At 34.5% G+C, this 12,769-nt stretch carries 10 protein-coding genes; 6 read left to right on the top strand and 4 right to left on the bottom strand.

Features of this window, described 5'->3' with window-relative positions; all coding sequences use genetic code 11:
* Nucleotides 1-6: 6 nt before the first annotated feature.
* Nucleotides 7-1,824 carry a beta-glucoside-specific PTS transporter subunit IIABC gene (locus tag ATZ35_RS00510; RefSeq protein ID WP_208928401.1) on the bottom strand — a complete coding sequence of 606 codons (1,818 nt, stop codon included), beginning with the start codon at nt 1,822-1,824 and terminating at the stop codon, nt 7-9.
* Nucleotides 1,825-1,987: 163 nt separating this feature from the next.
* Here ATZ35_RS00510 and ATZ35_RS00505 point away from each other — a divergent pair, with 163 nt between their 5' ends.
* The 4 genes from ATZ35_RS00505 (at nt 1,988) to ptsP (ending at nt 5,413) form a co-directional block, all read left to right on the top strand.
* Complete coding sequence (locus ATZ35_RS00505) at nt 1,988-2,860, top strand: MurR/RpiR family transcriptional regulator (RefSeq protein ID WP_208928398.1); 873 nt, start codon at nt 1,988-1,990, stop codon at nt 2,858-2,860.
* Between the two features lie 194 nt (nt 2,861-3,054).
* Entirely contained in the window at nt 3,055-3,246 is a 192-nt protein-coding gene (gene ykzS, locus ATZ35_RS00500; RefSeq protein WP_208928395.1) for a protein YkzS, read from the top strand.
* Nucleotides 3,247-3,419: 173 nt separating this feature from the next.
* Entirely contained in the window at nt 3,420-3,686 is a 267-nt protein-coding gene (locus tag ATZ35_RS00495) for a phosphocarrier protein HPr (protein WP_010765749.1), read from the top strand.
* A complete protein-coding gene (gene ptsP / locus ATZ35_RS00490) occupies nt 3,686-5,413 on the top strand; it encodes a phosphoenolpyruvate--protein phosphotransferase (protein WP_208928392.1) in 1,728 nt (575 codons plus the stop codon). The genes ATZ35_RS00495 and ptsP overlap by 1 nt, the downstream gene beginning before the upstream one ends.
* A 316-nt stretch (nt 5,414-5,729) precedes the next feature.
* Here ptsP and ATZ35_RS00485 read toward each other — a convergent pair whose 3' ends face one another.
* Genes ATZ35_RS00485 through ATZ35_RS00475 form a run of 3 tightly spaced genes read right to left on the bottom strand, consistent with a single transcriptional unit; the run spans nt 5,730 to nt 10,329 of the window.
* Entirely contained in the window at nt 5,730-6,488 is a 759-nt protein-coding gene (locus ATZ35_RS00485; protein ID WP_208928390.1) for a nucleotidyltransferase domain-containing protein, read from the bottom strand.
* 23 nt (nt 6,489-6,511) lie between these two features.
* Nucleotides 6,512-9,055, bottom strand: a complete 2,544-nt coding sequence (locus ATZ35_RS00480) for a metallophosphoesterase (RefSeq protein ID WP_208928387.1) — start codon at nt 9,053-9,055, stop codon at nt 6,512-6,514.
* Nucleotides 9,055-10,329 (bottom strand): class I SAM-dependent methyltransferase, encoded by a 1,275-nt coding sequence (locus ATZ35_RS00475; RefSeq protein ID WP_208928384.1) that lies wholly within the window; start codon nt 10,327-10,329, stop codon nt 9,055-9,057. Before ATZ35_RS00475 ends, ATZ35_RS00480 begins: the two co-directional genes overlap by 1 nt.
* A 244-nt stretch (nt 10,330-10,573) precedes the next feature.
* Between ATZ35_RS00475 and ATZ35_RS00470 the strand changes: the two genes are divergently transcribed.
* On the top strand, nt 10,574-11,719 hold the full coding sequence (locus ATZ35_RS00470; protein WP_208928381.1) for a hypothetical protein: 1,146 nt from the start codon (nt 10,574-10,576) through the stop codon (nt 11,717-11,719).
* On the top strand, nt 11,719-12,690 hold the full coding sequence (locus tag ATZ35_RS00465) for a WYL domain-containing protein (RefSeq protein ID WP_208928378.1): 972 nt from the start codon (nt 11,719-11,721) through the stop codon (nt 12,688-12,690). Before ATZ35_RS00470 ends, ATZ35_RS00465 begins: the two co-directional genes overlap by 1 nt.
* Nucleotides 12,691-12,769 lie beyond the last annotated feature (79 nt).

Here is a 12,769-nt window from a genome sequence, read left to right as displayed (position 1 = left end):
TTATGTTTAATTAATTGTTACTGGACGTTTATTTGCAATGTTTACTTCTAGAGTTGGAATATCTAGACTGTTAGTAATGACCATAATGACTGTAGGATTGTATCCAGCTTCTTTAATTTTCGTACGATCAAACTGAACTAATTCTTGACCAAGCGTAATTTCTTGGCCTTCTTTAACTAACACATCAAAATATTGTCCTTTTAAATTAACGGTATCAAGACCTATATGAAGTAAGACTTCAACGTTATTTTTACTTGTTAAACCAATGGCATGCTTAGTTTCAAAAATCGTAGTTACAGTTCCTTGGATCGGAGAACGAACTGTATTATCAGTTGGAATAACAGCTAGCCCTTTGCCCATTGCTCCTGAAGCGAATACTTCGTCATTTACATCAGATAAATGAATAAGGTCTCCTTTTACAGGTAAAACACTAAAATTATCAGAATTACTGTTATTGAGGTCAACCACATTATCTTCAATAGTGCTATTCACATCACCAAAAAAATACGTCAAGATTGTTGCTAGTCCAATGGCAACGAGTAAACCTATGACCTCAAAGATAAATCCATCACCTAAATAAGTTGGAATAGCTAAAATTCCTGGAAAAGTAAATGTTGTAGCTTTTACTTCTCCAAAACCAGCAATAGCACCACCAATCGCACTTGAAGCTAAAGCAAAATACATTGGTTTTTTCAATTTTAAGTTAACGCCATAAATCGCAGGTTCTGTGATACTAAAAATGGCAGTTACAAAAGCTGAACCTGAAAGTGACTTCATTTTTTTATCTCTCGTTTTCAAAAATACGCCTAATGCAGCACCAGCTTGAGCAAAAACTGCAATACAAACAATTGGTAACCATGGATCTTGCCCGTATTCTGAAATATTATTAATCATTAACGTAATCAAGGCCCAATGAACGCCGAAGATTACGATAACTTGATGAATACCACCTAAAATAAACCCAGCAATCATTGGCGAGAAATTATATAAAGAAGCTAAGATAGTGGCCAATACTTTACTGACCACATTTCCGATAGGTCCAACAACTAATAAAGTCAGTGGTACCATAATCATGATTGATAACAAAGGTGTAAAAATATTTCTGACAGATTCAGGGAATAGCTTATCAAAGAACGGTTCAATGTATGATAATACCCAGACTGTTAGTAAAATCGGAATAACCGAAGCAGAGTATGTTGCTGCTTGGATTGGTAAGCTAAAGAAATCAATACCGCCTGTTTCAGATAATAAAGAAACTAGATTAGGATAAACTAAAGCGCCAGCAATGGTAACTGCTACAAATTGATTCACTTTTAATTGCTTTGCAGCAGTAAAACCGATAAAGAGTGGTAAAAAATAGAAAATTGCGTCAGAGGCTGCATTCCAAACTTGATAAGCGCCATCTGTTTCTGAAAAAATGTTAAAAGTTGTTGTTAAAACTAATAAGCCTTTTAAAATTCCTGAGGCTGCTAAGGCGCCTAAAAATGGTGTAAATACACTTGAAACAAAAGCAAGTAGTCTGTTGACAAGGCTTTGCTTTTCTTCTACATTTTTGTTATTCCTTTCATCATTTCCTAAATTTGAGTCTAGTGATGTAATGGCATCATAGACTTTTGTAACCGAATTGCCGATCACAACTTGATATTGACCAGCACTTTGAACCACTGTAACGACGCCATCCAAATGTTCAATTATTTTTGTGTTGGCTTTTGTTTCATCTTTTAAGTTGAAACGTAGTCTAGTCGCGCAATGCCACACGGCTAGAATATTTTGACTTCCTCCAACATTCTCCAGTATGTTTTCAGCCAACTTTACATAATCCATTTTGAAAACCCCTTTCTATATTTGCCTGTTTACAAGTCAAATTATACTTCCTATAATAATTACTTAGAATAACTTAAAGAGAAATAGAAAAAACGTTTCCATTTATTTGAGTTTTCATATGTTATTATTGAAATGACGTTTCAATGAAGGAAGGAGAGAATAAATGTCTATTATTGATTTAATCGAGGCCGCAACATTTTCGAGTGCTGAACAAGAAGCTGTTAAGTACATACTTAGACAAGGGTACGATATTAACAACTTGACTTTAAAAGAACTTTCCAAGCAAAGCTTTACCTCGCCAGCAACATTTGTTCGAGTGGCACAAAGAATAGGATTCAAGGGCTGGAACGAATTTAAAGAGAGCTTCTTAAGAGAAATAGCTTATTTTGATAGACAGGTTAATAACATTGATTTAAATATTCCTTTTGATAACAAAGATACGATCATTAGTATTGCCAATAAAGTTACGGAAATAAAGAAAGAATCGTTAGAAGATACCGTTGAATTACTATCGTATAAAACACTCAGCTCAGCAGTTGATGTTTTAGATAGTGCAGGTGAGATAAAAATATTTGCAAGCAATATCAATCTGCTGCTTGCAAGTGAATTCCAATTTAAAATGAAAAGAATCTTAAAAAATGTAACATTGAGTTCATTGGAAGGTGAACATATCTATGATGTGTTAAATATGAAAGAAGATTCTGTTGCCTTGGTGATTTCTTATAGTGGAAGTAGCAAAAAAATGGACGAAATTATGCAAACCCTTAAATCTAAGCATTTGTCAATTATTGCAATTACTAGTTTAACTGAAAATTTATTGACTCTAAATTCAGATATCGTTCTCCATATGACGACTAGAGAAAAATTGTATTCAAAAATAGGTCAATATTCAACGAATACTTCTATACTTCATATTCTTGATATTCTATATTCCGCCATATTTGCTAAGAATTTTGAATCGAATATGGCACATATTATAGAAACGTCTAAACTTGCTAATTACCGAAGAGCAACTGCCAAACCAATGGAGGAATAAAAGAAAATAGTTAAGCACGAGAAAACTAGGTATTTTTTGATTGCTCAGCTTTTATTTACAGAATTGAGAAGAACGTTTATCTTGCTTGAGGAACTAAGCGAAGAATGATTCTATTCAATTATTTATCTTGTTAGACAATTCAGTCGTTTTATCTTAAAATAGCAACAAGCCAAAAAAAGAGAGTGGTGTGAATAATGATCGAAAATCCATTTGAAGAACAAATCAATGCCTTAAAAGAAGGGACTATTTCTGAACTTATCGTAGAACCAAAAGATTTTACCACCTTTAGAGAAGTTTGGAAAAATTTACCAGATCGAATGTTATTTGTCGGGGAAGCTGGATTAAATGGACGAATTATATATCATTATATGAAGGAAGAAAATTAATTGATCATTTCAATCGATAAAAAATAGGTGAAAAGTGTTGTATCTACTCACAAAAAATGGTAATCTTAAAAATTGAAAGGGTATTTTCTCGATTCTAGTTTCACTTGAAACGTGTCAAGAAAGGAAAACCCTAACATAAAAAATTATTTTACTTACGAAGGAGACCGATTCATATGGAAAAGAAAGATTTTCACATCGTAGCAGAAACAGGGATTCACGCTCGTCCAGCTACATTATTAGTACAAACTGCAAGTAAATTCAACTCAGATATCAACTTAGAATACAAAGGTAAATCTGTTAACCTTAAATCAATCATGGGCGTTATGTCTCTAGGCGTTGGCCAAGGTTCAGACGTAACTATCTCAGTTGACGGTGTTGACGAAGCTGATGCATTAGCAGCAATCGTAGACACAATGAAAAAAGAAGGATTGTCAGAATAATGTCTGAAATGCTAAAAGGAATTGCCGCAAGTGATGGTGTCGCTATTGCTAAAGCTTACCTGTTAGTTCAACCTGATTTATCTTTCGACAAAAAATCTGTAGAAGATACATCTGCCGAAGAAAGCCGTTTAGATGCTGCTTTGGCAAAATCTACGACTGAGTTGCAAGCAATCAGAGAAAAAGCAGCGCAAAGCCTTGGTGAAGAAGAAGCACAAGTATTTGACGCACATTTAATGGTTTTAGCTGACCCAGAAATGATCGGTCAAATCAAACAAAACATTCAAGATAACAAAGTAAATGCTGAATCAGCGTTAAAAGAAGTGACTGATATGTATATCGGTATGTTCGAAGCGATGGATGATAATGCCTACATGCAAGAACGTGCGGCTGATATTCGTGATGTTGCAAAACGTATTTTAGCTCATTTATTAGGTGTTACTCTTCCTAATCCTTCAATGATTAACGAAGAAGTAGTCGTGGTTGCCCATGACTTAACACCAAGTGATACTGCTCAATTAGACCGCACGTATGTAAAAGCATTCGTAACGGATATTGGCGGACGTACATCACATTCAGCGATCATGGCTCGCTCTCTTGAAATTCCTGCAATCGTAGGGACAAAAGAAATCACTGCCAAAGTCAAAGAAGGCGATATTTTAGCGGTTAACGGAATCGATGGCGATGTTATCGTTCACCCAACTGATGCTGAAAAAGCTGAATTTGAAGCAAAAGGCAAAGAGTATGCTGATCTTAAAGTTGAATGGGAAAAACTAAAAAATGCTGAAACAGTAACTGCTGATGGTAAACACATCGAGCTCGCTGCTAACATTGGTACTCCTAAAGATTTAGAAGGCGTACACAACAATGGTGCTGAAGCTGTTGGTTTATATCGTACAGAATTCCTTTACATGGATTCTCCAGATTTCCCAACAGAAGATGAACAATATACAGCTTATACTGCAGTACTTGAAGGCATGAACGGCAAACCTGTCGTGGTTCGTACAATGGATATCGGTGGAGATAAAGAATTACCTTATCTTCAATTACCGCATGAAATGAACCCATTCTTAGGGTACCGTGCATTACGTATCAGCTTATCTGAACGTGGCGACGAAATGTTCCGTACACAAATGCGCGCATTATTACGTGCTTCTGTTCACGGTAACTTACGTATCATGTTCCCAATGGTTGCAACGTTAAAAGAATTCAGAGCAGCGAAGAAAATCTTTGAAGAAGAAAAAGCAAAATTAGTTTCTGAAGGAACAAAAGTTTCTGATACGATTCAAGTTGGTATCATGATCGAAATTCCTGCAGCAGCTGTAATTGCTGACAAATTCGCCAAAGAAGTTGATTTCTTCAGTATTGGAACAAATGACTTGATTCAATACACAATGGCAGCAGACCGTATGAACGAACGCGTTTCTTACTTGTACCAACCATATAACCCATCAATTCTACGTTTGATTAAAAACGTGATTGACGCATCTCATGCAGAAGGTAAATGGACTGGTATGTGTGGAGAAATGGGCGGTGATCAAATGGCTGTACCATTATTGGTAGGAATGGGCTTAGATGAGTTCTCAATGAGTGCGACATCTATTCTTCAAACTCGTAGCTTGATGAAACGTCTAGACACTAAGAAAATGGCTGAACTTGCGGATCGTGCGTTGAATGACTGCGATACAATGGAAGAAGTTATTGACTTGGTTAAGGATTATACGAAGTAAATAGTAATTAGAAGCTTTCGTTCTTCAGAATTTATTCTGAATTGCGAAAGTTTTTTTGTCAGCTCTTTTTGTTTATTTGGACCTCAAGGAAAAGTTGAAAACAAAAGATAGAATAATTTTTGCCTGTATTGTTATAATTTATTCTCTGTTCATTATACTAAAATTGCGTACATAACCATATCGATCCTCACAACTGGACTAGGTCAGTAAGTTGTAAAATCCATGCTAATAAATAGGCGGGTATATTGTTTAAATAATGGATATTAATAGAGAAACTAGAAGCTTGAGATAATGGCCTCAAGCTTCTAGTTTTTTACTATTCAATCCATTTAAAAAAGAAGTCATTCAATTCGTCATAGGAAATCGAAGGGAGCGTTTCTAATGTTAGAACATAGGACTCAAAATAAGTGATTTTTTCTTTGATAAATGCTTGGATTTCCGGAATTTGTTCTTCTAATGCTAATTCTTCGCCCGCTTTTTTCCTGATTAGTAATTGTGCTACAGCATCTAAAAAGTCAGTGGATAAACTAGGAATTGTTAATAGTTGTTCGAAAGGAACTGGTGGTTTTTCGTGATAATACTCGATCCACATACAAGCAAGTAAGGGACGCAAAACATAAAAATATTTTTTGCTTTTCACTTGTTCCTGCTTCAAATAATCTCTAAAATTCCCTTTAGCCATATGCAAATAATGATAAATCAGTCCTTTAGGCTGTTGAATTTTGTCAGAAAGTAAGCAAAGTTCGCGATAGAATGAGGTGTTTTTCTTATAAATAATGGGAGAAGCTAGCCATTCTAAAAGTGCAGGATTATTTTTCCTCAGTAATTTTAATGTTTTATCTAAATCCCAACCGCTAATATCTAAATCGCCAGATATCGGGTATTCCAGCACATCTTTTGTAGGTTGTAACTGTAAATACGATTTTTTAGGACGAGTGTAGATAAAACGAACATCGTAATCACTGTCTTTAGAAGGAAATCCCCAAGCACGGCTGCCGGATTCTACAGCATATAAAATTTGAATCTGTTCTTTTTCAGCTATTCTATCGAGTTCTTGTTTTATTGTTTGGTCCATATGGGTACCTCCTTTTAAAAATATTATAGTCGAGGATCAAGTTCTTTTTCTTTAGCTAATTCAAATAGTAAATCTGCTAAAATAGTGAGGTAAGTTTCATTGTGTTCATTAATTTCCTGAATAGGAATAGCTAAAAGCTCTTTTGCAAGTTCATGTTCTTTTAAAGAGGTTTTTAGTTTGCCACCAATTTTTTTATTTGCGATCAATTTTTTATAACGTGGCCCCCATTGATAATCATAGCCATAAATTAAAGTTAAGTAATCTTTGTTACGGACTTTAATGAAAGGTACGGTGTTTTCAGTTAAATAATTGGGTTTTAATACGATACCTTCCATTTGTTGATCCACTGTAATTGAATCGAAAAATTGTGTTGCCAGTGCTAAAGCTTCGGGTTGTTGTAAATCGATGACTTGAAATAGATCATCTGAAACAAAGTTGTAACGTTCTATGCTTGACCAATTTGGCAATTCTTCAATTCCACTCTTATAAATAATCTTTAGCAAATCAAACGGTTTGTATGATAGTTCAGATTCAACGCCGTACAATGTAAGCTGATTTTCATAGATTTTTGAGAACTGCTCTTTCTCATAAACCGGTACATAATACGGTGCAACTTCTAATAAATAGTTGTATTGACTAGCCTTAAATTCACCATATTTCTTTTTCAATTCTTTTTTACTATTGTGTTTTACATCGTAGGAATAGGTCGTGTTTAACATCCCTTTTTGTAAGTTTTCAAAGGCTTGATCAAAGTCATTTTCTTTTAGAAAGGTATTTTCTATTTCTAAACTTTTTGCAATTGGTCGATATTCTTTCTTTATTAAACCGTCACCTAAGGCAGACCATGGCAATAATTCTCCGTCTAATAATAACATGTCGATTTTGTGCTTTTGCATATAAGAGCCAAACTTTGTCAATAATTGTTGGTAGATACCAGTTAAATCTAAATGTTGGATTCTGTTACCATTTCGAGTGATAGCGTAACATTGATCAATGGTATCAAAAAGATAGATATTACAGCGAGAGCCCATGTATTTAGGCTGCAAAATCAACTCTTTAACCCCTTTTTGTTTGAAGTATTGAAGTCCTTGCTCCAGAGATTCCAAATCATTATTCTCTTGTTCTGCTGCAGCAGGTGCCATCGTTCCTGAGACAAACTGTATTTTGTTTTTGACCATGTAACGAAGTTTCCGTTTTTGTTCATCGAAAAGTAATGTCCAAGATGCTCGTTTGGGTTTCGAGAATAAAAGAGGAAGTGTTTCTTTTACTCCTTCGTTAGATGAAACTGAGTATAACATTGTTTTGTATGGGAGGATTCGAATGGCTGTTAAATGATTTTTTGAAACAGCTCCAGTATCGATACTCCGTTTGTTTTTCAAGCGGAAAGCTTCTTGATTCGCAACGTGTCCAAAAATGTGTAGTGGTAAGTTAAAATAACTTTCATCTTCAAGAAATGCTAATTGTTCTTGAAGATCAGCCTCACGATTTATACGGAAATTCCGCTGTTTCTTTTGGGAAAGAGCATCCAATTTACCTAAATATTTAGCTTTACATGGAGCGTGAGTGACAATAAACGATTGATTGTTCGTACCGATTCTACGGAAAAAGGGCTTACTTTGTTCTACTAGCTGGAAAAATTTTTCAGCCAATTCTTGGTCTTGTTGCAAGACAGGAATCGAATCAAAATAGGTTTCTAGTATCTCTTTTTGAGTGCCCTTGATCGTTTCTTTTAAGTACTTATAAACAAAGTTTTCATGATTACCCATGGTAAACAAAAACTTCTCTTGGTTATCATAGAGGAATTCAATGATTTTTCTGGTATTATTACCCTTATCGATCCAGTCGCCGCCAAGAATCGTTTTAGTTGAATCGATTGACGCATTTTTGCTTGCTGACATCTCTAATTTAGTTAATAGTTCTTTAAGTGTATCTAAACACTCATGAACATCGCCAATAACATCATAGGTTTGATTGGCTGGTAAGAGGCAAGAACAATAGTCTTCTTTGTCTGTAATTGTCACAGAAATATCTGAAAAATCATTTTTTGGCAATCGGTGAATCATATGATAATTTTCTTTTGCTAATTGGGGCAAGACTTCTCGTTTTAAACGTTGAATGTGATCACTGATTAAGCGACGTGAACGTTCACTTTGATAGTAATCGTCACGATTTTTATAGTCAAAGACAATCGTTTCAATGCGATAGTTTTGCTCTCTGGCAAGTTTGACCATTTCTTCACGGAATTCTTTAGCTAATCCAGTCGTATCCACAATGACGAATTCTGCGCTAATTGGATAGGTGGTAACTGCTTTTAGTTTTTCTTTTAAAAATGGAAAGGCAATGTTACTAGCCTCCAACATTACTCGATCGTATTTATCAAATGAATGTCCAAGCAACTCTTGGCGAATATCATCGGAAGATAAATATTGTACATTGCTGGTAAAGTTTTTTTCTGGATCTGTAATAGTTAATTGTTTCATTAAAATATCCTTTGAAAAAGTTGTTTTACCGCATTCAGTTGGTCCAACTAGTAAAAAGATAGTATGCATTTTTGTTTCAATAATCATTATGATAGTTCCTTTCTTTGGATCAAGACACCTTGTGTTGTGCTAACTTGATCAACTTGATCCCCAATCGCTAAAAATTCTATTGTGTATTGGGTTAAGTCTACTAATTCATTTATCCAAGTTCTAAATTCAGCTTCATCCATTTCCCAGTGATGGTCGTCATGACGCTTTTGTTCGTCGGTTAAATAATAGTGTTTATTAAATGAATGATTGGGTGTTGAGAGTATAAGTTTGTGAATGTTTTGTTGTAAGATTTTTTGAACAAACGTCGTAGCAATAGCTTTTTCCATATGTTCAACGACTTCCATTAATAAAACGTCGACTGCTTCTTTGGTATGCGACTGTGCTATCCATTCCTCAAGTGAAGAATAAAATTGGACATTTTCCAGTTCTTTTTTTGCAACTTTTTCTTTTGCAACAGCTAAAACTTCAGGATTACTATCAATTGCTGAGTAAGTTTTTTCGTTTATCTTTTGTGAAAAATGTGAAATATAATAGCCTTCACCACAGCCAATATCAACGATATTACGATCAAAATCGAGCAAGGATTCTGCCAGATTACGTCGTTGTAAATTGGTTTGTCCAAAAGCAAACTGGATTGTATAGCGTTCTGTTTCTTCAATTTCTTCTTTAAAACGATTAAAAAGATTTCGACGATTTAAAAAATGTCGTACAAAAAGATTTCGTAAGTAAAAGGGTGCATCGATTGCTTTTAAAGAAGTGATTTGCTTGCTGATGGATGACTCTGTTTCGTCTAAAAACTCAGGTGCAAACAATGCTTGGAAAAATAAAAAGAGTTGCGCGTAATGAAGTAAGTCATGTAAAGATCCCTCAGTTTGGATAGTTAACTTACCAATATTTTCCAATTCTTCTTCATAAGTTAGAGAAATTGAAGGGAATTGTTGTTGGAAAAAACGTAAAAAATGCATACGTCGAACGGCAATGGAAGCAAAAATCAATGTGTATGTATAGCCCTTTTCATCAAGGTCTTGCTCCTTCATGGGATAGCTAAAATATTCAGTTAATAACGATAGGTAAGCTAAAGGTGCCTGGTATTGAGAGACATTTAAATAATGTTTTTCTTCTTCTCTTGTTGGGCGAAAAGAAATGGTTGAGTCTGAATCTGAGAAATAAGCACAATAGGTGAGCTCATTCGGGTACCAGCCATATCCAAAGCCCTTTCTGATTTTTCTTAGCTGCATACCACTAGCTGGATTTTTGTATAAGAGATAGGATAATTTTGGGTTAGTAGAGTGTAATTTGATAAAAGCCATAAGAACTTCCTCCTAGAATTAAAAGTGTGATGAGCTTGGTTTGTCTCAATGAAAAATAAGAAAAATGAGTGTGTTGTTTTTATGTCACTGTCACTTTTTATTTTTTTTAGACTAGCTCAGGAAACTAGATATATTTAAGTTGCTTTTATCATAATTGATAATACATAACTTATCTTTTAAAAAAAGTTGCGCATAAGTCTTTCCTTTGTTTAAATAGGATAAAAGGGAGAAAAAAGGAGAACATATGGCAAAGAAGTTTCAGGAATTAGTCAAAAATAGTGAAATCTTGCGTAGATACGCAAGAGATTTTTATATCTACGGTTTTAAGGATCGGGAAGAATTTACATATGGGAGTAAGCGAAGCTATGATAATGAACGCCGAAGGATCGAGAGCTTTTTTTCAGAGTTTATTGAAATTGATTATAACAATGGGAAAAAAACACTGCGTCTAGCGATTGACGGTCATCGAAAAAGCGAAAATCCATTTCAGCGATTATGGAAGAGTAAATCATTTACAAAAAATGATATTTTTTTACACTTTGTTTTATTGGATATTTTTATTGATCAACAAAAATTTACGATTGCTGAATTAGTTGAACTGATTGATACGGATTATTTGAGTGTTTTTCAAGATGATTATATGCTAGATCCTTTGACCATTAGAAAAAAAGTGAAAGAATATGTTGCATTAGGTATTTTACAAGAAAGTAAGCAAGGGAAAACGCTATACTATCAACAGCAACCAAGGATGGTATTGTCAGAAAATGTATTACAAGCAATTCAATTTTATAAAGAAGTGTTTCCTGTTGGAATTATCGGAGAGCATCTTTTAGCTCGTGAGACAAAGATTCAAAGATCGCCTTATGTTTTTAAGCATACATTTTTCCACCAAACCTTTGATGCTGAGGTCACTTTATTACTGTTACAAGCCATTCATCAACATCTTGTTGGCAAATTGAAAGGCAAAAAACGCTTATACTCTATACGTTTACACACGATCAGTCATGTAAAATTAAAAGCTGTAAATCCCCAAACTGCTCTCTATCAAGAACAACTTTTAAAGCAAAAAGAGGTTGTATGGAACGCAGCAATAGCGAACCGACCGACCCAAGTGCTAAAAGTATTCTTTTCAATTGATGAAGAGAAGGAAGTATATTTGATTCGACGGTTGGAAAAAGAAAAACGTCAAGGTGACGTTACAAGGTTAGAAAAAAATCGCTATCTTTTTCAAATAAAGTTAGCTGATATGGTAGCTATTACGCCATTTTTAAGAACCTTTTTTGGACGTATCGAAAAAATTCAATGTACGAATCGCTTGTGGGAAAAACAGTTTTGGGTGGATTACCAAAAAATGTACTCACTCTATTTTGAAGAGGAGGTACAAAGATAATGCCGTTATTTCACGAAATTTATGGGCAATATTTTGCGATTGCAGAAAAAGTGCTGCAGCAATTACCAATGAATAAAAATGAAATTCAGCAAGTCATTGAGGAAAATGGCTATGGTGAGACACTCTTTCATTTTGCAGATGCTTTTTTTAATGAAGAAGATGCGTGGCATTTAGTCAAGCAAGACAAAGAGTGCTATCACTCTATTTTACATCAGTTACCGCAACGTCCAGTGACCTTATTGGAAAAGCAGTGGCTAAAAACAATGCTACAAGACGACAAAATCTCGTTATTTTTAACTGAAGCTGAACAGTTACATTTATTGAATCAATTGCAGGAAGTTTCAGTTTTATTTGGACCAGAAGATATCGATTATTATGATCAATTTCAAACTGATGATCGATTTCATAATACTGAATATCAACGAAATATTCATTTATTAGTTGCAGGCATCCAAAAGCAGCTGTATCTTGAAATAGAGTATCAAGGCTTAGATAACCAAGTGAATGTCACACATCGAATAAAACCAGATAAAATCGAGTATTCGCATAAAAATAATAAGTTTCGCTTAAAGGGAAAACGCCAAACAAAAAAAGGCAAGTGGGAAAATTGTCTGTTGAATGTATCTGAGATACAAACTGTTCGTTTATTAAAGCAGCACTTTGAAAACAACAGCGTACAGCGTATAACAGAAAAATCAATTACTTGTCTACTAAAAGATCAGCGTGATACTTTGGAGAGAGCGACATTTCATTTTTCCAATTATCGAAAAGTCACACAAAAATTAGAAGATGAGGCAATGTATCAGTTGACGATCTTTTACTTAGCTCAAGATGAAACAGAGTTATTGATTCAAGTATTGTCGTTTGGTCCCTTTTTAAAAGTGACTGCTCCGAACCGTTTTATTCAGCAAATTCAGTATCGATTGAGAAAACAGCGAGAAATGTTTTATCCTAAATATCTAGATCAATGAGAGAAAAGAAGTTAAAATACAGTAAAAATTTATAAAAATGGGATCGTCCTTAAGGAATAACTAAAAAAAGTGTTGTATA

It is taken from the genome of Enterococcus rotai (assembly GCF_001465345.1).
Lineage (GTDB): Bacteria > Bacillota > Bacilli > Lactobacillales > Enterococcaceae > Enterococcus_L > Enterococcus_L rotai.
Note: the sequence above shows the minus strand (reverse complement) of the source record. Positions and strands in the feature narration are given on the sequence as shown.

What these genes read in the sequence shown, in the direction of transcription:
- ATZ35_RS00510 (WP_208928401.1), bottom strand. Translation starts at nt 1,824, where the DNA reads ATGGATTATGTAAAGTTGGCTGAAAACATACTGGAGAATGTTGGAGGA.
- ATZ35_RS00505 (WP_208928398.1), top strand. Translation starts at nt 1,988, where the DNA reads ATGTCTATTATTGATTTAATCGAGGCCGCAACATTTTCGAGTGCTGAA.
- ykzS (WP_208928395.1), top strand. Translation starts at nt 3,055, where the DNA reads ATGATCGAAAATCCATTTGAAGAACAAATCAATGCCTTAAAAGAAGGG.
- ATZ35_RS00495 (WP_010765749.1), top strand. Translation starts at nt 3,420, where the DNA reads ATGGAAAAGAAAGATTTTCACATCGTAGCAGAAACAGGGATTCACGCT.
- ptsP (WP_208928392.1), top strand. Translation starts at nt 3,686, where the DNA reads ATGTCTGAAATGCTAAAAGGAATTGCCGCAAGTGATGGTGTCGCTATT.
- ATZ35_RS00485 (WP_208928390.1), bottom strand. Translation starts at nt 6,488, where the DNA reads ATGGACCAAACAATAAAACAAGAACTCGATAGAATAGCTGAAAAAGAA.
- ATZ35_RS00480 (WP_208928387.1), bottom strand. Translation starts at nt 9,055, where the DNA reads ATGATTATTGAAACAAAAATGCATACTATCTTTTTACTAGTTGGACCA.
- ATZ35_RS00475 (WP_208928384.1), bottom strand. Translation starts at nt 10,329, where the DNA reads ATGGCTTTTATCAAATTACACTCTACTAACCCAAAATTATCCTATCTC.
- ATZ35_RS00470 (WP_208928381.1), top strand. Translation starts at nt 10,574, where the DNA reads ATGGCAAAGAAGTTTCAGGAATTAGTCAAAAATAGTGAAATCTTGCGT.
- ATZ35_RS00465 (WP_208928378.1), top strand. Translation starts at nt 11,719, where the DNA reads ATGCCGTTATTTCACGAAATTTATGGGCAATATTTTGCGATTGCAGAA.